General features: G+C 38.7%; 19 protein-coding genes. 2 read left to right on the top strand and 17 right to left on the bottom strand.

Going from position 1 to position 24,895, the window contains the following annotated elements:
• Nucleotides 1-7: 7 nt before the first annotated feature.
• From BLS24_RS04850 to rny, 3 genes are all read right to left on the bottom strand, one after another.
• The gene (locus BLS24_RS04850; protein ID WP_143015141.1) at nt 8-5,134 is read right to left on the bottom strand and encodes an InlB B-repeat-containing protein; all 5,127 of its coding nucleotides are present in this window, start codon (nt 5,132-5,134) and stop codon (nt 8-10) included.
• A 179-nt stretch (nt 5,135-5,313) separates the two neighbouring features.
• Nucleotides 5,314-5,685, bottom strand: a complete 372-nt coding sequence (locus BLS24_RS04845; protein ID WP_091756672.1) for a metal-dependent transcriptional regulator — start codon at nt 5,683-5,685, stop codon at nt 5,314-5,316.
• A gap of 129 nt (nt 5,686-5,814) precedes the next feature.
• Nucleotides 5,815-7,359 carry a ribonuclease Y gene (rny, locus tag BLS24_RS04840; protein ID WP_071176248.1) on the bottom strand — a complete coding sequence of 515 codons (1,545 nt, stop codon included), beginning with the start codon at nt 7,357-7,359 and terminating at the stop codon, nt 5,815-5,817.
• Between the two features lie 319 nt (nt 7,360-7,678).
• Here rny and BLS24_RS04835 point away from each other — a divergent pair, with 319 nt between their 5' ends.
• The gene (locus BLS24_RS04835; RefSeq protein ID WP_091756670.1) at nt 7,679-9,487 is read left to right on the top strand and encodes a methyl-accepting chemotaxis protein; all 1,809 of its coding nucleotides are present in this window, start codon (nt 7,679-7,681) and stop codon (nt 9,485-9,487) included.
• Between the two features lie 80 nt (nt 9,488-9,567).
• On the opposite strand, the gene BLS24_RS04830 is transcribed toward BLS24_RS04835, so the two are convergent.
• The 6 genes from BLS24_RS04830 to BLS24_RS04805 all read right to left on the bottom strand — a co-directional run bounded on the left by BLS24_RS04830 (nt 9,568) and on the right by BLS24_RS04805 (nt 13,857).
• Nucleotides 9,568-10,182 (bottom strand): regulatory protein RecX, encoded by a 615-nt coding sequence (locus BLS24_RS04830; protein WP_091756668.1) that lies wholly within the window; start codon nt 10,180-10,182, stop codon nt 9,568-9,570.
• 53 nt (nt 10,183-10,235) lie between these two features.
• On the bottom strand, nt 10,236-11,303 hold the full coding sequence (gene recA, locus BLS24_RS04825) for a recombinase RecA (RefSeq protein WP_091756666.1): 1,068 nt from the start codon (nt 11,301-11,303) through the stop codon (nt 10,236-10,238).
• A gap of 245 nt (nt 11,304-11,548) precedes the next feature.
• On the bottom strand, nt 11,549-12,085 hold the full coding sequence (locus tag BLS24_RS04820) for a J domain-containing protein (protein WP_091756664.1): 537 nt from the start codon (nt 12,083-12,085) through the stop codon (nt 11,549-11,551).
• A 23-nt stretch (nt 12,086-12,108) separates the two neighbouring features.
• Entirely contained in the window at nt 12,109-12,501 is a 393-nt protein-coding gene (locus BLS24_RS04815; RefSeq protein ID WP_091756662.1) for a GerW family sporulation protein, read from the bottom strand.
• A gap of 16 nt (nt 12,502-12,517) precedes the next feature.
• Complete coding sequence (locus BLS24_RS04810) at nt 12,518-13,519, bottom strand: hypothetical protein (RefSeq protein ID WP_091756660.1); 1,002 nt, start codon at nt 13,517-13,519, stop codon at nt 12,518-12,520.
• A gap of 11 nt (nt 13,520-13,530) precedes the next feature.
• A complete protein-coding gene (locus BLS24_RS04805; RefSeq protein WP_091756658.1) occupies nt 13,531-13,857 on the bottom strand; it encodes a hypothetical protein in 327 nt (108 codons plus the stop codon).
• Between the two features lie 108 nt (nt 13,858-13,965).
• Here BLS24_RS04805 and BLS24_RS04800 point away from each other — a divergent pair, with 108 nt between their 5' ends.
• Nucleotides 13,966-15,030, top strand: a complete 1,065-nt coding sequence (locus tag BLS24_RS04800; protein ID WP_091756656.1) for an HD-GYP domain-containing protein — start codon at nt 13,966-13,968, stop codon at nt 15,028-15,030.
• On the opposite strand, the gene BLS24_RS04795 is transcribed toward BLS24_RS04800, so the two are convergent.
• From BLS24_RS04795 to BLS24_RS04760, 8 genes are all read right to left on the bottom strand, one after another.
• Nucleotides 15,031-16,482, bottom strand: coding sequence for a peptidoglycan D,D-transpeptidase FtsI family protein (locus tag BLS24_RS04795; protein WP_091756654.1), 1,452 nt, complete (start codon nt 16,480-16,482; stop codon nt 15,031-15,033).
• Complete coding sequence (locus BLS24_RS04790) at nt 16,451-17,821, bottom strand: FtsW/RodA/SpoVE family cell cycle protein (RefSeq protein ID WP_091756651.1); 1,371 nt, start codon at nt 17,819-17,821, stop codon at nt 16,451-16,453. Before BLS24_RS04790 ends, BLS24_RS04795 begins: the two co-directional genes overlap by 32 nt.
• Before the next feature lie 4 nt (nt 17,822-17,825).
• Nucleotides 17,826-20,069 carry a peptidase U32 family protein gene (locus BLS24_RS04785; protein ID WP_091756649.1) on the bottom strand — a complete coding sequence of 748 codons (2,244 nt, stop codon included), beginning with the start codon at nt 20,067-20,069 and terminating at the stop codon, nt 17,826-17,828.
• A gap of 62 nt (nt 20,070-20,131) precedes the next feature.
• Entirely contained in the window at nt 20,132-20,539 is a 408-nt protein-coding gene (gene zapA, locus BLS24_RS04780; RefSeq protein ID WP_091756647.1) for a cell division protein ZapA, read from the bottom strand.
• Between the two features lie 50 nt (nt 20,540-20,589).
• Complete coding sequence (gene ruvB, locus BLS24_RS04775) at nt 20,590-21,600, bottom strand: Holliday junction branch migration DNA helicase RuvB (protein WP_071176260.1); 1,011 nt, start codon at nt 21,598-21,600, stop codon at nt 20,590-20,592.
• A 29-nt stretch (nt 21,601-21,629) separates the two neighbouring features.
• Nucleotides 21,630-22,247 (bottom strand): Holliday junction branch migration protein RuvA, encoded by a 618-nt coding sequence (gene ruvA / locus BLS24_RS04770; RefSeq protein ID WP_091756645.1) that lies wholly within the window; start codon nt 22,245-22,247, stop codon nt 21,630-21,632.
• A gap of 106 nt (nt 22,248-22,353) precedes the next feature.
• Nucleotides 22,354-23,385, bottom strand: a complete 1,032-nt coding sequence (locus BLS24_RS04765; protein ID WP_091756643.1) for a branched-chain amino acid aminotransferase — start codon at nt 23,383-23,385, stop codon at nt 22,354-22,356.
• Nucleotides 23,386-23,458: 73 nt separating this feature from the next.
• The gene (locus BLS24_RS04760) at nt 23,459-24,874 is read right to left on the bottom strand and encodes an AI-2E family transporter (RefSeq protein ID WP_091756639.1); all 1,416 of its coding nucleotides are present in this window, start codon (nt 24,872-24,874) and stop codon (nt 23,459-23,461) included.
• Between the last annotated feature and the right edge of the window lie 21 nt (nt 24,875-24,895).

Raw genomic sequence — 24,895 nt, 5'->3', positions numbered from 1 at the left:
TTTGATATTACTCTTTTTCTTCCTTCTTTTTTCTACCAACAAATGTCATGCATGAAGCAAGACCAGCAGCTATAAGGATAACGATAAATCTACCTGTATTATTAGTAGAATCCTCTGTTCTAGCTCGTCTAGCACCAAGTACTGCCTGACCATTTGTTACAGGATCTCTTCTAGCACCAAGTACTGCACCTGCAGGCGCTGCAGCTGGAGCGGCTGTTGTTACTGTGCCACCTTCTGCAGGAGGATTGTCCTCGCCGCCAGTAGTGTAGATCTCAAGTGTTCCAAATACTGTAGTAATGTTGTAGTTATCTGCCTTAGTATTTTCCTGTAATGTGTACGTAAATGCGTTAGGTGTGCTTCCTTCATTTGTGATCGATCCAGTTACGTTATAAACTGCACCTTCCTGACCTGCTTCACCATTTGCAAATCCATCGCCTGATACTGTAACAGTGCTGTTTGTAAGAGGAGTTCCATCCTGCTGCTTTCTACCAGAACCTGATGTAAGAGTTACTTTTCTCTTTTCTACAACAAGGTTACCGATAACTACTTCTGATGGGTTAAGGTCTTCTGTAACCTGCTCTTCTTCTGTAACTTTTGTGATATTGTTCTCAACTTCAATCCTAACCTGATTATTAAGGTCAATCTCTTTACCATCAACAACAGCTTCGATAGTCATATTCTCAGTGTTAAGAAATACTGGATATGTTCCTACATCAGTTCCCTCGCCGCCTGATACATAGAGGTTATCAACCGTAACATCTATGCCATTTATCTTAACTGTTTCAGCATCTACCTTTGTTCCTTCAGGAGTCTCAGGTTCACTCTCCTCAGCATGAACTACAAGAGTACCAATGCTAGTTACATTTGATAAAAGTGCGTTAAGTCTATTTACAAGATCCTCAAGACCTGATGAACTCTCAGCATCAACATATACATGAACTGTAAGGTCAGCATGCTGCGAACTTCCGTTATAAGGAAGTACTGTATCGCCACCATTTCCTTCAGCGCCAAGGCGAACCTTGATAACATATTTCTCTTCTCTATCTGTAACTACAAGATCACCAAACTCAGTTGAAATATTGTAGTTCTCAGCCTTTGTTTCTTTTAAAAGACCTTTAGAAAGAACATAAGTAAATTTGTTCTCACCTTCACCTGTACCACCAACTTCTACTCTGCTTCCAGTAAATTCTGTCTTAGAAGCATCGATTCCTTCGCCAGAAACAAATCCTTCACCTGTTTCAGCGTTAAATGCTGTTGCTATGATGTCTTTTGCATCTGTCTCGCCAGCCTTAAATCTCTCTTCAGCTGTAAGAGATTTGAGATCAAATTCCTTTGTAAGAGTCTTAGATGTAAGTGTTACTGTTCTAGGCTTGATCTTAAGGGATCCGTTTACAACAGTTACCTTTGTTGCTGCATCGCCGCCTGTTACAACCTTGCCATCCTTAACTGTTAATGAATATTCCTTACCAGTTTCAGTATTCTTGATCTTAAGAGCTGTTATCTCATTGTTACCAAGCTTATTGTCACTTACATTTGTTACTTTATTAGATGCAAGTGTAACATCAGTTACCTCAATGTTTTTAGATGAACTTGTGTAAGTGAACTTCTCTTCCTTGTCATACTCATGAGCTGTTCCATCATAGAACCATTCCTCGTCTAATGATGTAACAACTACGTCAGTACTAAAGTCATCACGCAAGTAGTAGATATTAAGAACTAACTGCTCACCATCTTTGCTTACTGTTCCTGACCAGTTACCAGCAACCTCTTCTGGAGCTACTGTATAAGTAATCCCCTGCTCATCTACGATATTTCTATCAAACATCATCTTAACGCCTCCGATTGCAGGTATAAGATAGCTTGAGATCTTAGCAGGCTTAGGATTCTTAAATACCTCTGGAGTAACAGTCTTAGTTTCGCCATCCTTCAGCTTGATCGTAAACTCTTTCTGCATGATATAGTTAAGTGCACCATCTGTATAGAAAGAACCATCCTCACCCTGAACGATGAAGTTAGCCTTAAATGTTACTTCCTTGTTCCACTGAGCATAAAGAACAATCTTATCATTTAATTTGATCGTCTTGTTATTGTATGTTGTTCCATACCATGTTCCTGTTCCATCAGCCTTTGTATTCCAGCCAACGAAGTTAGAATCTGAATTTGTGAACATGTTAGGCTTAACACTTACTGTATTGCCAAATCTAACCTTGCTATCAGCTACTTCTGTCTTACCATCAGCAGTTGTTCCGCCCTGGTTAGCATTGTATGTAACATTTGTTGCTACATATCCATCAATATGTCTAGAACCACCTGACTGTCTCTTATATACGTACCAAACTACATCGCTTTCTGAGAAGTTAGAACCAAATGTGCTGCTTACATAAGTGTTGATCTTGTCCTTAACACCAGCATCATATGCCCAACCAGTGTACTCCTGGTTGATACCATTTTCCCAATTATAGATAGAAACATAACCATTTGAACCTGTATATGTAGGTGTCAAAAGATCAAAGTTCTTGGCTGAACCTGTCCAATCATATTTACCACTTTCTGGATAATAGTACTTTGAATCCTGTGGTCCAGCATTTGGTGTAGCTGTATATGTATCTTTGATGATAAAGAAGGCAAGGCTTTCTCTATCTGGCTTAGTGAACTTAGCATAAAGAGTTGTGTTCTCACTAATGCTTGTAAGTCCATTAAACTTCTGAGTGCAAGCTTCATCTGTGTAAATATCAGCAAGCTTATATCCATTAGCATAAGCTGATACATAATCAGATGCGTCCTTATATGTTACAGCAGTTCCTGAAAGGTATGTAGAACCCTCTCCAAGATCCTTTGTTTCTGTCTTCTTATCACCTGTAAAATAAAGTCCCTTATATGTAACATCATTTGTTGCAAATCTAAGATCAAGATGATACTTGAAGTTTCCGCCATCTGGATTCTTTATAGAGCGGCTAAATGTATAATCAAAAAGTGCTGTGTACTTTGAGTTAGAATCCTTTCCTATGTCTCTTTGTACATACTGAAGATTATCAGCAACTGTGTTATTTGCATTCTTAACGCCGTCATCTATAAGACAGCTCTTATCAATAACCTTAACAGCATCTAATACAGCATTAAGATCCTCTTCAGTCTTGATGTATGGAGATGTCTTGCCAGCAAAGAATGAAGCTGGAAACTTGATAACACCTACAGGGTAATATGAATCACTCTGTCTATATTCAAGACCAAGGATTGTCTTAAACTGTGAAGTAGCTACTGTACTTGTAGTTCCATCTGTAGCATATACCGGAACATAAATATACTCATCGTCCCAAACTGCGTAGAGTTCTTTTCTTCCATTCTTTTCAACTACAATTGAATCTCCAGCCTTGAACTGAGGAACCTTAGCATCAGCACTCTCAGCCCAGCCAAGGAATTCGTGTCCTTCATATGTACCAAGACCTGTCTCAGCAATATCTTTTACTGTAAATGTAAATGATGTAGCATGTGCTTCTGACTTCTTATCAGCAACAGGCTTTGTAGTTGAACCATCATTCTTGTTGTAGATAAGATTTCCAACTACTACAAACTGATCTGTAAAGTTATAGTAATAGTCAAATCCAAAAACGTACTGGATATATCTGTGGGCATAGTAGCAGCTCTCATAAGCCTTAGCATTTTCAAGAGATGTAGGGCTATAACGATATGTCTGTCCCTTATACTCAACTTCAAATACGATTGTATCTGTTGATTTAACTGATTTTGGAGCGCCATTTTCTCCAAGATCAAGTCTATATTCGTATGTTCCAAGTTCTGCATCATAACCGCCGTCAGGACCAGTTATGCCCATACTGAGCTTTTTACCATTAACAATGGCATAGATCTTAGTAGATGGATCATTCTTATAAAGTTTGAACTCCTCATCTGTAAAGCCAAGATCAAGATGGTCATATGTTGTATAAACTGATTCTTTATAGATAAAAGTAACTTTACTATCAGCCTTTATTTCACCAACTTCTTCATCTGACCAAAATCCATCAATACGAGCAAGTACTTTACCATCTTTTAATTTGATAAGATCAAATTCTTTATCACCAAGTTTTGCCTTAGAAAATGTGTAACAAGGAATTGAAGGTGCAACAGCGCTAACAGATGTTTCATACAGATCAAGCAGACCAAGTGAAACTGTATGAGGTAAATCTTCACCAATGCTCTCTCCCTTTTCATTTACCATTGAAATAGTAATTGTATTTTCCTTGTCCTCGAAGATCAGATAAGATTCAATAAGTGTAAGTGTATAGATTGAGAAGTGCTCAGCATCAAAACTGATCTCAGTCTCTGTAGAATTTTTGTTTCCTTCAGCAACCTTTTCTACATTCTGAACTTCTCCATCATTTTCTTTTACATGGTAAACCTCAAGGGAAAGATTCTTGTCACTAGCCTCATGAACCTGTTCGAATGTGACTCTTACAGTTCCTTCTTCTGGCTGTACATTTTTGCCCTCGCTCTCAGAATAAATGTTGATATCATATGAATATGTCTTTTCAACATTTACATTAGAACCTGTCTCAGCATCAATTGCTTCTTCGATCTTTTCTTCCAAAGAAGTCTCAACCTTCTCTACACGAAGCTCAGCATCTGCAGGAAGAACACCCTTCTTTGCATAAAGAGATATCTTGATTCCGTCGATCACTTTATCCTGATCAAACTCAAGCTCTTCTACGCTACTTGCAAGTGTAGCAGCATCTTCTGAAGCTCCAGTACTTGCTACTGCACTAGCATCCTCACTAGAAGCCTCTGAACTTGCATCTACTGAAGCATCTACTGAAGTTTCTTCTGTGGATACCTCAGTGCTTTCTTCATTAGAAGTATTCTCTTCTGATGCGATTATATTAGTAGCTTCCACGCTACTTTCATCAGAAGGTCCTGTAACAACGCCCTCATTTGCATTGTCTACAGCATCGCTTTTCTCATCTATTTCAGAAAAGCTTTCAAATATATCTCCATCTTCATTTTCACCAGCAGACTCATTCATTTCCTCTACTGATCCAACCGCATATACCTTAGTGCTTGCAAGATCACTACTAAAAGTAGTAAATATAAGCGCTAAAGCAAGTACGAATGATAAAAACCTTTTAATTTCTTTGCACATTCCCTATGCCTCCCTTTAATCTCATAAAAAATCCTTTTAAATTGTACTAAGAAGGCAATCATACAAATCATCATATTTGAAACTATTTTTGTAAAATTGTGATTTTTTTCTTGAAATTAATGAAAAAAGCCACTTAGCAAAGCTAAGTGGCTAAATATTCTTTCATTATTAAATTATGTTCAATCTTCCTTGTGCTCTTTTACATACTTCTTGATACCCTTAAAGGTCTCAGGACTTATGATGTGCTCTATTCTGCAGGCATCAGTTTCTGCGATAGTCTCATTTACTCCGGCAGTCATCATAAGGAACTTAGTAAGATTAGTATGCTTCTCATATACATGCTTAGCAGTCTTAAGGCCTTCTTCGGTAAGAACAAGCTCACCATCATCTGCTACAGTGATAAGGCCATTATCTTTAAGTATTCCTACAGCTCTTGATACTGAAGGGCGTGAAAAATTAAGCTCATTAGCTACATCTATAGAGCGTACTGAACCGTTGCGCTTCTTTAACAGATATATAGTTTCGATATAATCTTCACCAGATTCGTGCATAGTACTAACCCCTTTTCATCATTATACTTTTTATTATATTGCACGCAATCGTTTTTTACAAGTAATTCTATCTAATTGAGAAAAATATTTAAAAAAAGAAAAAAGCTGCCCATAAGGACAGCTTTTTAATTACTTAGCATATTCAGTTGCTCTGCTCTCTCTAATAATGTTTACCTTGATCTGACCAGGATATTCCATTTCATCCTCGATCTTCTTGGCAATATCACGAGCCATAAGCACCATGTCTGCATCTGAAACCTGCTCAGGAACTACCATTACTCTGACTTCACGGCCAGCCTGAATAGCAAATGAGTGATCAACACCCTTAAAGCTATTAGTAATATCCTCGAGTTCTTTTAATCTAGATGTGTAAGTTTCAAGTGTCTCTCTACGAGCTCCAGGTCTTGCAGAAGAAATAGTGTCTGCAGCCTGAACAAGAACTGCTATAAGTGACTGAGGTTCAACATCTCCGTGATGTGCCTCAACCGCATTGATTACAATCTGAGATTCCTTGTACTTCTTACAGATATCAACACCGAGCTGAATATGTGAACCTTCAAGTTCATGGTCAACAGCTTTACCGATATCATGTAAAAGTCCGGCTCTCTTTGCTACTCTAACATCGAGACCAAGCTCTGATGCAAGAAGTCCACAAAGCTGAGCTACCTCTACAGAATGCTTAAGACAATTCTGTCCATAACTTGTTCTGAACTTCATACGTCCTAAAATCTTGATAACTTCAGGATGAAGTCCGTGAACGCCTGCCTCTATCGCAGCATTTTCACCTTCTTCTTTGATCTTAGCAGCAACTTCTTTCTGCGCTTTTTCAACCATCTCTTCAATTCTAGCTGGATGGATACGACCGTCTACGATAAGCTTCTCAAGTGCTATACGAGCAACTTCTCTACGTATAGGATCAAAGCCAGAAATAACTACTGCCTCTGGTGTATCGTCAATAATAAGATCTACACCAGTCATTGTCTCAAGAGTTCTGATATTTCTACCCTCTCTACCAATGATACGACCTTTCATTTCATCATTAGGAAGCTGTACTACAGAAATTGTAGTTTCTGATACGTGGTCAGCAGAACAACGCTGGATCGCATTAACAACGATCTCCTTTGCTCTCTTATCAGCTTCTTCTTTAGCCTCAGCTTCCATGTTCTTGATCATGACAGCTGATTCATGCTTTACATCATCTTCGACTATCTTTAAAAGATACTCTTTTGCCTGCTCGGAGGTTAAGCCAGAGATTTTTTCTAGTTCCTGTATTCTCTGTTCATTAAGCTTAGCAACCTCTTCGCTCTTTTTGCTGAGTGCCTCTTCACGGGCATTTAAACTCTGCTCTTTTCTCTCGATCGCTTCGGATCTCTTTTCGACGTTTTCCTCTTTCTGCTGAACTCGACGTTCGCTACGCTGAACCTCGTTTCTACGATCCTTAACTTCCTTCTCAAGCTCATTACGTGTCTTAAGTGCCTCTTCTTTGGCTTCTAGAAGTTTCTCACGCTTTGTTTCTTCGGCATTTTTGAGTGCTTCGTCAATAATTTTTCTTGCCCTTTCTTCAGCACTTCCAATCTTACTATCAGATACCTTCTTGTGATGTAACGTAGAAAGCATCCACGCTGCAATAAAAGCGACAAGAGCTGCTACTACTGCAATAATGACATAGTTCATTACAGGAGCACCTCCTTATTCAATTTTCATTGTACAATATTTTGTATAGCAGGTCCCCTCAGAGCCCACTTTTATACAATTTTACAACACTTAAATTTTACCTTTTATAAGGTATAGTGTCAAGATATGTACATATAAACGGGTTTAAAAAAGTCAAATTCTAGTCTCCAGAATGAATAATTATTAATCAAACGGAAATTTTATATCAAATTATGATAAACACTAACAAAAACAAATTTAAATTTTGTAAAATATAGTTGCATTCACAAAAAAATAATGTATATTTATTAATCTTTATTTGTTCAAAAAGGAGATTCATATGTCAAACAAAGAAAAAAATAGTTTAACTGATTCCTCAGCAATCAGAAAAATTCCTTTTTTCAAGACAGTAGCTGGTATGAGTGCCATGTCTTACGCCGCACTGCTTGTACTCTTTTTCATTTCTATTGCTATAGTAACTTCTGAGATGATGAATATCACTAATACATCTATTTCTACAACTCAGACAGTTGAAGGTGTTATGGAAGATATACGTGTCTTTGAAGTAGATATGCGTATTCTTGATAATGACGGTTTTGCTCTTGCTTCCATGTTCGATACTATTGTTCAGATCGGACAGCTCGATACCAAGATACCAGAAATGGAAAACTGTGTTTCTGAAATGGATTCGGCTATTGAAGGAATAAGCAATACGCTTCCGTCCATTGCTGGAGATAATGCCAAGATCAATTCAGCAATAAAGGTTCTTAAGGAAAATTATGAAAGCTACAGAGTTGGATATTCTAGCATTATAGAAGCTGCTAAGAAATCTGATGTAGACACAATTGTAGGAGTTGTATATGGCGATGCTTCTACTCAGCTTGCAAACATGAAGGAGCAGCTTGAAATAATCAATACAGAACTTGCATCTGTAGAAATGTCTGTTCAGCAAACAGTTCAAGCCAGAGCCAGTGCTGCAGTAACAGTCATTAATATTCTGGTAGTAGTTTATATTATTGCTATTATCATATTCGTATTTGTTAACTATAGATTGGTTGGACGTAAGGTTAATCAAATTGCCAGTGAGATCAACGATATCATTAGTAACATCAAAAATCATCAAGGTGATCTTACAGTACGTGTAACCACCCAAACTTCATCAGAACTTGTACATATTAAGGATGGCTTCAATCACTTTATTGAAACCTTACAGATAATCCTTAAGGAAGTAAAAGATGGCACTGTATCCCTTACAGAATCTTCAGAAAATATGACAAGTCAGATCAAGCTTGCAAGCGATAACATCACAAACACCTCTGCAGCCTTGGAAGAATTATCAGCAAGCATGCAGAATGTTGCTGAAACTGCAGATATAATGAACAATAAACTTGAGGATGTTAATACAGCTACTAAAAATATCAACAATGGCGTTGAAGATGGTACTGCAAAAGCTGAAGAGATCAGAGCTGAGGCTATAGAAATTAAAAATGATGCCCAGAACAAGAAAGATAACACTGGTTCTAAGATGGAAGTTCTCTCTTCTGTTCTTGAACAGTCCGTTAAAGATAGTGAAAAAGTTTCACAGATCAGCGAACTTACAAATGTAATCCTGGATATTGCATCACAGACCAATCTCCTTGCTCTAAACGCATCAATTGAGGCAGCAAGAGCTGGTGAAGCCGGCAAGGGATTTGCCGTAGTTGCAGAAGAAATCAGCTCTCTTGCTGAGAATTCACGTCAGACAGCTGGCAATATTCAGAATATAAGCAATGAAGTAACTGCTGCAGTTAAATCTCTTGCTGACAATGCTCTTCAGGTTCTTGAATTCATCAACACAACAGTTCTTGCAGATTATGATGCATTTGTTGATACCGGTGAAAAATACGAAGAAACCGCTAAGATCATAAATGAAATGCTTGATGGTATTTCAGAGCAGTCTCAGACCCTTACAGAAATTATGGGTGATATGGCAAGTAACGTAACATCCATAACTGAGTCTGTAGACCAGGCTTCTAATGCTATCAGTCAATCTGCATCAAGCTCACAGGATATTGTTGATGAGATCACAGGTATCAGTTCTGCAATGGATACAAATAACAGCGTAACTGATAAGCTTAGTGAAAGCACTAAACAGTTTATCAACATGTAATACATTCACCCTTCTTAATAATCCCCCGTCCCAAATGTATCTTCATACAGTTTGGACGGGGGATACTTATTGCCAAGTTATTATTCAGAAACTGAGTTAATAACACGTTTTACTTTGTCTAGAGAAAAGCCTCTTCTAAGAAGAAAAGCGATTATTTTCTGCTGTTCCTTATAGTCAAGTTCCTTGGAGTAATGCTTTTTTTGAAGAAGTGCTTCTATCTGAGAAGATTCAGGGTCATCATCCTCTTCCTCATATATTTCCTCTAAAATCGGAATAAGTAAGTCTTTCTTGATACCTTTATTAGTTAAATCCTGTACTATTCTATTTTTGCTCTTAGTAGGCATATGATAGGTGATATAGTCTCTGGCATATCTCTCATCGTCAAGGTAATGATAAGATTTAACGTAATCAATTGCCGCATCTATAGCATCTGATGGATACAAGCCTTCTGATAGCTTTTCTCTTAATTTAGCCTCAGTATAGTCCCTTTTTTGAAGAAGGTTCATAGCACGCTTTGTAGCCCTTTTAGGAAGAAGAACTGTAATGATCGAATCATATGTTTCTTCTGATATTTCAGCCTCTAATTTGATGCCATATTCACGAAATTCGCCCTTATACATCACAAAGGCAAACTCCCCATCTATATAAACCTTACTTCTCTTTTTATCAAGCTCAACGATATCGCTAACGATCATCTATTTGCTCCTCTTATGAAAATCGGTGACCCGAAGGTCACCGATATAGGTCATTACTTTGATGATTTTGTTTTCTTAGGTGCTGGAGCTTCCTCTTCTGCCTTAGGAGCTACTGCAACGCCATTTACTGGAAGTCCGTAGTGAGCTCTTACCTTAGCATCAATCTCAGCGCGAATCTCTGGGTTATTCTCAAGATAGAGCTTAGCATTCTCACGGCCCTGACCAATCTTCTCACCTTCGTACTGATACCAAGCACCACTCTTATTAACAATATCAACACCAGCTGCAAGATCAAGGATGTCTCCTGTAGCTGAGATTCCCTTACCAAACATGATGTCGAACTCTGCTTCCTTGAAAGGAGGAGCAATCTTGTTCTTAACTACCTTAACTCTTGTTCTGTTACCGATGTTCTCACCATTCTGCTTGATAGCCTCAATACGACGAACATCCATACGAACTGAAGAATAGAACTTAAGGGCACGTCCACCAGTTGTAGTCTCTGGGTTACCAAACATAACACCAACCTTCTCTCTGAGCTGGTTGATGAATACTACTGTACAGTTTGACTTGCTAATAACAGCTGTAAGCTTACGAAGAGCCTGTGACATAAGTCTTGCCTGAAGACCTACGTGAGAATCTCCCATGTCACCATCAATCTCAGCCTTTGGTACTAGAGCAGCAACCGAGTCAACTACTACGATATCGATAGCACCTGAACGTACCATTGTCTCTGTGATCTCAAGAGCCTGCTCACCACTATCTGGCTGTGAAATATAGAGGTTGTCTACATCTACTCCAATATTCTTGGCATATACAGGATCAAGAGCATGCTCTGCGTCGATAAATCCTGCAATACCGCCTCTCTTCTGAACCTCTGCGATCATATGAAGAGTTACTGTTGTCTTACCACTGGACTCAGGTCCATAAATCTCTATAATTCTACCCTTTGGAATACCACCAAGACCAAGCGCGATATCAAGGCTCAATGATCCTGTAGGGATAGTCTCAATATTCATAGTATCAGATGAATCACCAAGCTTCATTACAGCTCCCTTACCGAACTGCTTCTCAATCTGTCCAAGAGCTGCCTCTAATGCTTTTTGTTTTTCTTCTCTTTCCATACTAATCTCCTTCTCAAAAGAACATTCGTTCTATCCATGAATTTATAGTAAAACAAACGTTCGATTATGTCAATAAATATTTTTTATTTTTTTACTTTTGAAATCTTCAGCAGAATCGCTGTAAGAATCAAAGAATCCCCGTAGAACACACACAAGTCATTACTCAGAAAGAGCAATGACTTGTTTAATTTATCATAAATATTTTTTTATGTCAAAAATAAGCTTCCCCCTAGACTAGCCCCCTATTAGTTGGTAGCACTCATATCATACTGTCTGCAAAGTGCGCTATACTCCTGGTTAATAAGCTGAACCATATCATGATCGCCACTTATGTTATCAGGATGGAACATCTTCATAAGATCCTTGTATCTCTTCTTGAGCGTAAGTGGTGTATTGGCACCTCTAAAGAGCAGATCAAGGGCGTCATACTCATTTTCTCTCTGATAGCCCTTTTCACGTTCAAGTCTGCAATATTCTGACTCAAGTCTCCTTCTATCGTTGTTAAGCTCATCAAAGCCATTATTAAGTATCTTGAGTCTCTGCTCAAACAAAGCTTTGTCATTATTTAATTTTTTCTGCGCGTTCTCAAGCTTTCTTTCAGCCGCATCCATCTTTTCTTTAAAAGCTATCTCATCTGCTTCTAACTTGGCATAACGCTCTGAAAGAGCACTCTCGTGATTTTCTAAACGAACACTTTCCTTAAAAAGCCATACTCTTAACTCAGCGAGCTCATCTTTGCTACCGTTTAAGATAATTTCTTCAAGATTTCTTCTCTCGTCCATAAAGGTACCCCTGCCTTTCTGGATTACTTTTCCTCATCCTCCGGAAAAGCAATATCTACTGCTGATTTGTCATCCATGATTTCTTCTTTTTTTGAAAAACGATCCACAATATCAGGTACGAGATCTAAAACCTTTGTTACTGCATCCTGGTTTTTGATATTAACTAGCTTGGTAGATCCGTTCTTTATAACAAGGACTGCACTAGGAGACATCTTTGCGCCAAATCCGCCTGCTCCGCCATCCTTTTTATCTGCGTTTGTTGAACCTGCTCCTACACCAAAAGAAACATCTACAAGAGGAAGGATGATAGTATCTCCTACCTGAGTTGCCTCTCCAACTACTGTCTTTGTTGCAAGTATAGAATTCATGCCCTTTAAAAGGGACTCAACAACACCACTAAAATTTGATTCTGCCATATTACCCTCCAGCTTATCAGGAATTCATGATCTTCTTGAATCTCCTGATCACTTTTTTCACATCTTTATTGAAATAGCAAACAGCTGCACAATACACTACTGTAAAACAAGTTATGTGGCCCTTAAGATGAGCCTTAAGACCTATCACGCTCTCTTCAAAATCAGGATCCATATAAACCTTGCCGGCAAGGACCGGATAAAGTGCTCCATAGGCAGCCATAACCTCTGCTGTCAGAGCTGGATCTCCTGTTCCAAGTGTGATCCTTATATCTGTTCTATCAGGTAAGATCATCTTGATAAGCTTTATAAGCTTACCTTTCACAAGAGCAAATGCCCTTTTAAAAATATCATTTTCGAGCGTGGTCTTAACCATATCTATCTTACCACAAACTCTAGATATTGTATATTGTATTTTCGAAAACACATTTTGTGGCGTTTCGATAAGTTTTTTCACAAAATCTATGATCTTCCAGATGACATCCAGAAAGCTTTTGCGCTCCTCATCATCTACGTCATCAGATGTGGCCTCTACTTTCGCTTCATGAGTCTCTTCTGCCTGCTCTAACTCTGGTTTTTTAGTTTCCTCTATATTTTGTTCCTGTATGTTTTCATCATTTTGAAGCTCTTCATGTGTCTCTTCAGTGGTCTTCTCTTCCATGTTGCTCATTTCGATGACACCCTCAGAAGGTTTGGCCTCAATTATTTTATCGGCCTTTTCGGAGGTCTTTTTTACTTTTCTTGGAAAAACACGAATCCCCAAAATCTTCACTTCAAACTCTTTTTGCTTGGGATAAGTGATTCCAGCATTTATAAAATGCAAAAGCCAGGTAAATCTGGCATTTAGGAACATCTTTTCCATATCAAAGCCGCTTTGAAGCTCAGTTCGAGGTATATCAATATCAAGTTTGTATCTAAGTGGAACAAATAAAACCAATAGGATAATGGCAATAAGAAGAGCTAATATCACCAGAAATACTATGCCAATTATCTTTAATACTGTAAGAATTCCCGCCAACATAAGTTACTCCGTTATTCTCTGTCAAGATATGCTAATAATCTGCCCTCATAGCCCTTTTGAATTGCTTCATCGGATATCTTGACTACAAGCTCAAGTGCTTCTTCATAGCTTTTGGCAATTCCATATATCATGACTGGATGTTCGAGATAATAAGGCTGTTTTAAAAAGGCACAGTGAATGATATCAAGCTGATCACTGTCATTCATGGATCTTGTGATGCAGAAGATATTAAACTGTCCTCTTCCGTGCATAAGTCGCCATTTTATAAGAGAATGTTTTTTTAATGAACTTCCCCAATAAAGATTTTTGTAAAAAATACAAAATCCTCTTTTTTTCATAAAAATATATGTCTCCCATGTACAGAAAATCTATCCAAAACAAGGATTTTATATTAGAATAAATCCAATGATAAGTATATCACATGACGGAATGATATGGAGAACTAAATGAAAGCAGTCGCTAGAATGGAATTAAAGCCCGGTATGATCACCGCGGAAGATATTCTCAATTACAAGAATGAGATCATTGTTTCTGCCAATACCAAAATTACAGAAAACATCATCGAAAAACTTGCAAGACAATCTATAATGGTCATTCAGATCAAGGAAGAATCCGATTTTATCACTACACACTTTGAGAAAGTAAGACAAAGCGAAGGATTCAAGAAGTTTGAATCGACCTATAATATTTATTTCCCTGTATACAAAAACCTTATGCTTACATCTGTAAACAACAGACAGCCTATCAATATGCAGCAGCTTATGGAAGTTTACAGAAATATCATTGTATGTGCTAGAAGCGGTGAACTTCTTTTGGATTATCTTTACAACATGCTCCCAAGTGAAGATGACCTCATCCATGCTCACTGCCTTAACTCAGCGCTTATTGCCAGCGTCTTTGGTACATGGCTAGGTCTTTCAAACAAAGATATAGACCTGCTCATATACTGCGCTTTTGTTTACGACATTGGTAAGCTTAGCATTCCATATTCTATTTTGTGGAAGCCAGAAAAGCTCACCTCAGAAGAATATAGACTTGTTATGCAGCACACAACTATAGGTCACGATTTCCTTGCTTCTCTTGGAGGTTTTGATCAGCATGTATTAAATGCTACTCTTCAGCACCACGAAAGATGCGATGGAACCGGTTATCCAAAAGCTCTTAAGGACCACGAAATAGATAGATTCGCTAAATATATAGCTATCATAGACACTTACGAAGCTATGACTTCTCCAAGAGCCTATAGACAAAAGCTTCACCCATTCCAGATCATAGCCAACTATGAAAACGAAGGTCTGACCAAGTACGACTATGCATCGATCAAATCAATCCTGTCTCACCTAGCTAACTCACAGCTTGGCTTTAATGTTCAGCTAAATAACGGCAAGATCGGTGAGATCATATTAATAAATGAGAGAGCGCTCTCACGCCCTCTCATTAAAATGAATGATGATAATTCACTTATAGATCTTTCTACCAGAAATGATCTGTTTATCATATCAGTATTCTGATCATTCTACTCCAAAGTATGCATCGAAGATTCTCTTTGCAATTGGAACAGCGTAGCTTCCGCCACTTCCTGCGTTTTCTACTATGATAGTAACGCAGATCTCAGGATCATCAGCTGGAGCATAACCTGTAAACCACGCATGTGAGTCAGAATTTGAATTAAACTCTGCTGAACCGGTCTTTCCTGCCGCTGTGTAGGAAAGGCCTTTTAATTTGCTGGCTGTTCCCTTAAGAACTACCTGCTCCATCATATCTCTAAGGATCCCAGCTTCTTCACTGGAAATAAGTCTCTTAACCTTTTCCTCTTGGAATGTATCTACCACTTTTCCATTAGCACATTTAACCTCAGAAATAAGATGAGGCTTCATGAGAACGCCATCATTGGCAATTGCAGAGGTTATCATATTGATATGAAGCGGAGACACTGCTGTTGTGCCCTGACCAATAGATAGCTGCATCACATCTGCTGTTGACATGCCTGCAGTATATTCAGCACTACTTTTTGAATATCTAAAGTTAACAGGAAGGTCCTGCCCGAACATTAGCTTATCCAAGGTATCATTAAAGGTCTTTTGATTAACAGAAAGACCTATATTAGCGTAGGAAGAGTTACAGGACTCAGCAAAAGAGCCGTAAAAATCAAGGTTTCCATGATTTTCTCCGTGATAACATGAGATCACATCACTTCCTTTTGCAAATTTACCATTACAACTAAATCTATACTGAGTATAATCTGTTGGATGTTCAGTAAGATAAGCTATTGAGGTTACGATCTTAAAAGTGGATCCAGGTGGGTATAAACCTTGCGTTGCTCTATTAAGGAGCTTGGCATCCCCAGATGTGTCTTTTAACATGTTATCCCACTCTGCTGCTATGGTATTAGGATCAAAGTCTGGCTTGGAGACCATAGCAAGGATCTCACCAGTCTTTGGATCTGTAACAATGATAGCTCCTTTTCTAGAAGCAAGTGCATTGTATGCCACTTCCTGAAGATGAGTATCAAGGGTTGTGATAACGTTGTCACCAGGGTACTTCTGACCTGCTTTATCAAGCGCTGCCTTCTCAGAAAGCTCAATACTTGTGTTTATTAGGTAATAATTGGCAAACTCCTCTATTCCGGACTTTCCATTTGTTGAATAACCTACTACATGAGCAAACTCTTTTTCATAAGGGTATACTCTTTTTTCTTTGCCTTCAGCATCAAGCTCTGTAGTTGCCAGAACTTCACCCTCCCTTGAAAGTATGTCCCCTCTTTTATTCTTGGCTGTCAGTATCTGCTGTCTGGTGTTGTACTTGTTATTCATAAACTCCTGCTTGTTTGTATAGGAGTAATAACAGATATATCCAAGCATTGAAGCAAACAAAAGACAATAAACGATGGATAATACTATGATCGGATATGATCTTATTCTTTTTTTCTTTTTAGTCTCGCTGCGAAGCTTTTCTTCTCTCATTATCTCTTTGCCTTCTAATACGTTCTATTGCTTCTTTCTTTTCATCGGTTCTGATCATACAGATTCCTTCAACTATCATGATCATTATGATAGTAACAAGGACAGAGGATCCACCGTAGCTAACAAAAGGAAGTGTGACACCTGTTAAAGGAATGAACTTAGCTCCACCTCCGATAGTTAGGAAAGTCTGGAAAATATAAGCTACTCCGATACCGCATACCACAAGCCTATAATATTTGTCACGAAGAAAATATCCTATCCTCATGATCTCAATAAAGGTACTGACACAGATAAGTGCCATCATCACAGCAAATATAACTCCAAGCTCCTCTGCTATAGCTGAAAAGATAAAGTCCTGCTCAACAAATGGTATTGAGGAAGGTGAGCCTCCATAAAGACCTACTCCAAACCATCCACCACTACTAATACCAAACAAAGACTGTGATACCTGGTATCCTGAGCCTTCAATATCAGTAAAAGGATCCATCCAAGCTCGTACTCTCACCTGAACATGAGAAAAATGCTGGTATGCAACTGCACTTGCAAGGGTTGCAAAACCAAGTCCCATAGCAAGATAGCCTATATTCTCTGTTGAGATATAGATCATGGCAAGGTATATCACAAAGAAAATAAGCGCACTTCCAAGGTCTTTTGACAAGACCAGAATAATAACGTGCACAGCTGCCACAAATGAAGTAAGTAAGAGCTGCCATATATTTTCTGAGGAATACAATGCTCCCGCCATAAAGAAAAGAAAAAGTATCTTAACTACTTCAGAGGGCTGGAATGTGATACCGCCCACCGTGTATGAGATCTTGGAACCATTTGTAACTGCTCCAAGCAAAAGAACTACACCAATTGCTGTAACGCCAAGTGCCGCATATATCCATGTAAACTTCTTGAGAAAATCAAACTTAAAAATGATCTCTGGAACAAAAAAGCCTATAACAAAGGATGCAACTATGATAAAGAACTGTCTCACCGCTCTGTCATAAGAAAGCCTTGTCAAAATGATCATTCCTATCATAAGAAGCATGCAGCTATTATTGATAATTAGCCTGTTGCCTTCAGGATAGATAATATAAAAAAGCATTATCACCGAGGCAAATATTATGATCTGAAAAGCGAAGAAAAACAAGTAGACTGCTTTACCAGTTCTAGCCATGATCTGCACAAAGCATGCAATCTGAACTGCAAACATAAGTATTATCTGTCTGGCATAGAGCCATTTTCTCTTTTCCTCATTCTTAAATCTAAATGCCATGAAGGCTTCTAATGTATATAGGAAAAGAAGTCCTGCAATGACATATTTGGATATTTCAGTAATATATACTTCCATCTAGTTACTCTACTCCGCGCTTATAATGTCCTGTAGTATATTCTGCATTCTCAAAAATGTCAGAAACACTCTCGCCTTTTAAGCTATCAAGATAATAGCTGATGATATCTGCACATTCTTTGGAACTTTCAACAGACATATCTATCCGGTAATGATCAAAGCATCCCGCATCCTGTATATTACCCAGCTTCTTGTGAAGTGATGTAGGATGTGCATTCCAAATAACATTATAACAGTCAAGACAATTGGTAGTGATCTTAAGCTCATTGTCCATTCTGTCATAAATTGAAAGCTTCTCAGAGTGAAGCTTATTCTGAAATCCGCTGCAACTTCCAAGGGTCTTTTTTACGCAGCCAGCACTTATCATCATAGGTGTGTATCCATAAATATTGTAGGTTTCAGGAAGACCTGTCTTTTGCCTAACCTTATCAGAAACCTCTTTGGCCTCATGGAATGTAAGTTCATAAGGAATTGAAGCCTCAGTAGCTAAATCCTTTAGCATTTCTGCAGCCTGTTCATTCCAAATATAGATTCCATAATCAAGAATAACTTTGCCAGAATACTTTCTGTCATGTAAAAATCCAAGCTGTTCAAGGTTTCTGACTAATACTCCATCAAATCCTTTATCTTCAAGTGAATCTATGATGCGCCCAATCTCTAAGACTCCGTCATACTGCTCAGTTCTTGTCATATAAGGAAGAGCCACCATAAGCTCTAATCCATCACGCTTTGAAGGACCTTTATCAAGCGCTTGATACAGATTACTATCAACGTAGATCCTTGTAATATCTCTGTATTCATCAGCTTTTTGTAATGCTACTTCAAGCTGGTCCTTAGTAGTTACCAGTACATGCACATCTCCCTTAACATTCTTTGGAAGACTTATCTTTGTGTCATGTGTTTCCTTATCAGTATTCTTTTTGGAAATCTCTGCATCAGCATTATCATCTGTCAAAAGAGCTTTTTCCATCTCTTCACACAAAGATCTCCTAAGCTCGTTAAGTTCACTTACAGGCACAAATATACCTGCCCCATTTCCTTTATCATCAATAGATATAGTAATATTCTCAGCTTCAAAAGGAGTGTTTCCAAGTCTTGAAAGCTGTTTATATACGCTCTCTTCATCCATAGGACGCTTTGACGCAGCTTGAACCTTACTACCTCTGATCTCTTTAGTAATAAGCACTTTTCCCTTCATGGCAGACATAGTGATACAGATGTCCTCATCAAGAATAAGCTCACAGTTAATATCACATTTGATCTTGAGCTCACCCCCAAGAAATCTATCTTTGATATCAGCAAGAACAGCGTCAGATGTGCCGTTATAGGCTGGAGAAGCAAGTGTGACCATATCTTTGCCATTATGCTTGTGATAATAACCCTGACTTATCTCCGTTCTTAGATATAACGATCTTAAGATTTCCATATCTTCACGGGAAATCTCATGCTTTTTATCTGGTTCCTTATAATATAAATCAATATACTTTCTGTAAATTGAAGTTACACCTGCGGCATACTCAGGCTTTTTCATCCTGCCTTCTATCTTAAAAGAATCAATTCCAGCCTCAATAAGCTCTGGAATGAGGTCTACTGTGCACATATCCTTAAGACTAAGTGGATATTGCTCCTTAGACTTACCAGCAAGATCTGAGCGATAAGGGAGTCTACATGGCTGAGCACATCTACCTCTATTGCCGCTTCTGGTTCCAACCATGCTACTAAATAAGCACATTCCAGAATAGCAATAGCACATAGCACCATGAATAAAGGCTTCAACCTCTATGTCAGCTTCCTGTCTGATCCTCTTCATCTCAGGAAGGCTAAGCTCTCTTGCAGGCACCACTCTCACGCAGCCAAGTTCCTTTAAGAGCCTTGCTCCATAAACACCTGTAACTGTCTGCTGGGTACTACCGTGAAGCTCAATTTCAGGAAACTCATCTCTTATAAGCTTCATAACACCAAGATCCTGAACAATAACACCATCAAGCTTCTTTTCGGCAAAAGGAAGCATGAAGTCGTAAACTTCTCCATACTCTCTTTCCTTGACCAATGTATTAACTGTCATATAGATCTTTTTGCCATGTAAATGGGCATAAGAAATGGCATCCAGAACCTGCTCTTTATCAAAATTGTCAGCATAAGCTCTGGCTCCAAACTTAGAACCTCCAAGATAAACGGCGTCAGCACCTGCATTAAATGCTCCCACCATTGTTTCATAGCCCCCAGCAGGGGCAAGTAATTCAACCATAATAATTCCTATCTATAAATCACACTAATGAAAAAGGCTGTCAAAAGACAGCCCTCAAAGTCTTATTTCTTTGCACTCTTTACTTGTGTTTCAAGCTGAATGATCTTCTTGGATGATTCATCAAGCTTAGTCTGGAGTGACTTACTATTTTTCTCTGTATTCTCAAGCTTGATCTGAGTTGCGATCAGCTCATGTTTGATATCGTATAATTCTTTTTCTTTTTCGGAAAGCTGCTCTTCCATAAGCTCGATCTGCTTCTTGGACTTAAAATAGTCATCAGCAATGTTAAGCTGTAAAAGAACATTCTGTGTATCAATAGGCTGTCTCTTAAAACCGTCAATCTTGTTGTATTCAGATATTTTGTTGTTAATATATGAAGCAACCTTCTGAAGGTACTCCTCGCTCTCATATCCGCTAAGAGTAAATACTTTTCCGCCTATGATTACTTCGGTATCTGTCTTAGATGCCATCTATCTTTCCCCCTCGTAATTGCATGGTAAAATTATAAATCACAGAGACTTTACTTTTCAAGTCCTAAATGTGTAAGTGCTAGATCCGTGACTACACGGCCTCTTGGCGTTCTATTGATAAGTCCATTCTTGATAAGATAAGGCTCGTAGACATCTTCTATAGTGCCAGCATCTTCCCCAATAGCAGCTGCCAAAGTATCAAGTCCAACTGGGCCGCCTCCAAACTTATCTATCATAGTCATCAGAAGATTTCGATCTGTATGATCAAGTCCCATCTTGTCAACATCCATAAGGTCAAGTGCCACGTTGGCAACCTTCTCAGTAATAACGCCGTCATACTTAACCTGGGCAAAATCTCTTACTCTCTTAAGTATTCTATTTGCTAGTCTAGGGGTTCCTCTGCTGCGCCTTGCCATCTCCTTGGCTCCATTTGCATCAACCTCAACTCCAAGAATGCCAGCAGACTGCATGATGATGGTACAAAGCTCATCAATATCATAAAACTCCATCCTGTGGATCATTCCAAATCTGTCACGAAGTGGTGCTGAGAGCATTCCGGCTCTTGTAGTTGCTCCTATAAGTGTAAAGTGAGGAAGGTCAAGCCTTATGGACCTTGCTGTAGGTCCCTTTCCTATCATGATATCAATAGCATAATCTTCCATTGCAGGATAAAGAACTTCTTCTACCTGTCTGTTAAGTCTATGGATCTCATCTACAAAAAGAATATCACCTTCCTGAAGATTATTAAGGATTGCTGCCATGTCACCAGGCTTTTCTATTGCTGGTCCGCTGGTGATCTTGATATTAACTCCCATCTCATTTGCAATAATGCCCGCAAGAGTAGTCTTACCAAGTCCAGGAGGTCCATAGAACAGCAAATGGTCAAGGCTTTCGCCTCTTCCCTTAGCAGCCTCAATATATATCTTAAGACTTTCTTTTATTTTCTTTTGACCAATGTAGCTATCAAGGCTCTTTGGGCGAAGTGAACCTTCGATCCTTGAATCTTCTATATTAGCTTCAGCATCAATTCCCCTTGATGTTACTATCTTTCTTTTTTCCATACTAATCTAAAACTCTCCAATAGTAATTATCAGAACATTTCCTTAAGTGCTTTCTTAAGAAGTACTTCTGTATCAGATGCTGCATCAGGATCTGTAGAAAGAACCTTTCTAACAGCCTTAACTGCTTCTGATGAGTTGTAGCCAAGAGCAACAAGTGCTGCCACAGCTTCATCCTTTGAAAGAGCTCCCTCACCAGACAGATCATCGCTAGCAGCTGACTTGTATGAAAGCATATCATCCTCTGTAGCCTTTATCTTATCCCTAAGCTCAAGAGTTATCCTCTCAGCTGTCTTTTTGCCTATTCCAGGAGCCTTGGCAATTGATGCACTATCTCCTGCTATTATTGCAAATCTGAGGTCATCAGGACTCATAACAGACAAAATAGAAAGACCACCCTTAGGTCCAATTCCATTGACGGTAATGAGCATCTTGAATAAATTCAGCTCATCCCTAGATAAAAATCCAAATAATGTAAAAGCATCCTCTTTTACATTAGTATATGTATAAAGCTTAACAACTTCTCCGATACCAGGCATCCTATCCATAGTATTTCCGGAGATGTTCACATTATATCCAACGCCATTAACGTCTATAACAGCATTCCCCTCTTCAATATTTTCAAGGATTCCATTAACATATGCTATCAAGCCAAAATCTCCCCGCTTTCTCCTAAACTCCTTATATTCTACCACATTGAATGTATAAAAAAGAGGGCAAAAGAAAAAATCTTTTGCCCTCAAATGAACTAACAAATTATTCGATAACGTGGATCCATCCCTCTGGAGCAGGAACCTTACCCATCTGGATACCTGTGAGAGTATCATAGAGCTTCTTGATAACTGGTCCCATCTCATCCATTCCACTAGGGAAGCAGATCTCTTTGCCATGATCATTGATCTTACCAACAGGACTGATAACTGCAGCTGTTCCGCAAAGTCCCATCTCTGCAAAGTTCTCAACCTCTGAAAGCTTAACAGGTCTCTCCTCTACATCAAGTCCAAGGATCTCTCTTGCTACATAAACGATAGATCTTCTTGTGATTGATGGAAGAATTGAATCTGTGTGTGACTTAGGAACTACAAGTCCGCCTTCCTTTGTAACGAAGATGATGTTAGCTCCACCAGTCTCCTCGATATATGTTCTTGACTCAGCATCAAGATAAACGTTCTCAGCAAATCCCTCTTCATGAGCAGTAACGATAGCATGAAGGCTCATAGCATAGTTAAGACCAGCCTTAATGTTACCTGTTCCATGAGGTGCTGCTCTGTCAAAGTCACTTATCTTAACAACGATAGGCTTAGCACCGCCCTTGAAGTAAGGTCCAACAGGTGTTACGAAAATTCTGAACTGATATTCATCAGCAGGCTTAACACCGATAACATTTCCTGTAGCGAACATAACAGGTCTGATGTAAAGAGTTGCTCCACTTCCGAAAGGTGGAACCCAATCTTTATTGGCTGCTACAACTTCTTCTACAGCTTTGATAAATCTCTCAGCTGGGAATGGAGGCATCTCAAGTCTCTTAGCAGAATCTTCCATTCTAGCTGCGTTCAGGTCAGGTCTGAAGGTTACGATCTTACCATCTTCTGTCTCATATGCCTTAAGTCCTTCGAAACATTCCTGTGCGTAATGAAGAACACCAGCATCTTCTGAAAGTGTGACCATGGAATTCTCTGTAATGACACCGTCATCCCACTTTCCATCTTTATAGTTAGATACAAATCTCTTATCAGCTACCATATAGCTGAATCCAATATTTGCCCAGTCTAAATTCTTCTTACTCATTTCTTCATCCCCTTCCAAACTTTAACACGCCAAAGCGATAACAAATAACATTATAGACCTTTGATTTCAGCCGTCAAGCGTTATCATTATCCTTTTTTTCAGATTTTTTATCTTCTTTTCTTGATCTTTTTTCTCCTAGTTTTTCTTTGATGCCTTCAAAATTAAAGATCTTATTGAAAGTATCTGCTTCCTTGCTGGCGTTGAACTTGTTATTGTTCTTGTCGCTAAGGGATTTCTTTTCACCATCTTCAATATAAGCAAGATCATAGTAATCCTGTGTAGCGGTACTTAAGTTCTTCTTTTCAAGAAGCACGTTAGTGATCTTGGCGATCAGTGCATAGAATACAGCAAAGATAGGAACACCTATGAGCCAACCTACTATTCCCAAAAGCTTACCAAATAAGGTAATCGAGAAGATAACCCAAAAGCTTGAAAGACCTGTTGAGCTTCCAAGGATCCTTGGTCCCAAGATATTGCCATCAAGCTGCTGAAGGATAATGACAAAGATAAGGAATACAAGGGCCTGGATAGGATCGATCAAGACAAGTAATAATGCGCCTGCTATTCCACCGATGTATGGACCAAAGAATGGAATGATATTGGTCACACCAACTATCACAGAAATAAGTACAGGATAGTCAATATGAAGTGCAAATGCACAACCTATATAGCAGATAACACCGATGATAAGTGAATCGATAAGCTTACCACCAATAAAGCTCTCAAAGGTGTTGTTTGCAAAGCGGAAGCCGCCAATAAGCTCGTTTGCAAAATCTTCTCTGAATGTAGCATAAGCCATCTTTTTGCCAATTGTTGAAAAACGTTCCTTGGAATTAAGGACGTAGATAGCAACAAAAACTCCGACAACTATATCAAGAACGCCTCCAATAATTGAAAGAAGGCTCTTTGATGCAAACTTCACCATAGTATCAGCTGAAGGAAGCATAGGAAGGAGCTTCTTGGTCATAAACTCACTTAAGTTCTCATAGTATTGATCCAGCTGTGAATCAATGATCTTTTGAAGATCTGGATTGTTACTAAGGAACATATTAGAATACTCATCCATATTTCTAATATAGATAGGCAGGTTTGTTGCGATCTCTTTGATACTGTCTATGAGCTGAGGAATGATGACCCTAAAGAGTCCATAAACGATAAAAAGGAATATGATCATAGTCAAAAGAACTGCTATCTTTCTGATAGTTCCTCTTGCCTTCTTGTCTTTTTTATCAAAAACAGATACTTCCTTGCCACAAAGCTTGAATAAAGGATAAAGTATCTTTTCCTCAATGCCCTCAAGTAAAGGGATGAGAATATAGGCAATAACGATACCAATGATGATTCCTGAAAGACCATCTATGATATTTGTAAAGCTCTTAGTCAGAGTCTTGCCATGAAATATGACCGAATATGCCAGCATAACTGCCACGCATAATACAAATATGGTAATGCCCCATGTTACTTGATTTTTCTCTGGTTTCATTTTCATAACACTTTTCTCCGAACAATA

Source organism: Butyrivibrio sp. INlla18, assembly GCF_900103635.1.
GTDB lineage: Bacteria > Bacillota > Clostridia > Lachnospirales > Lachnospiraceae > Butyrivibrio.
The sequence above is the reverse complement of the archived record's forward strand: the minus strand, read 5'-3'. Positions and strand labels throughout refer to the sequence as shown.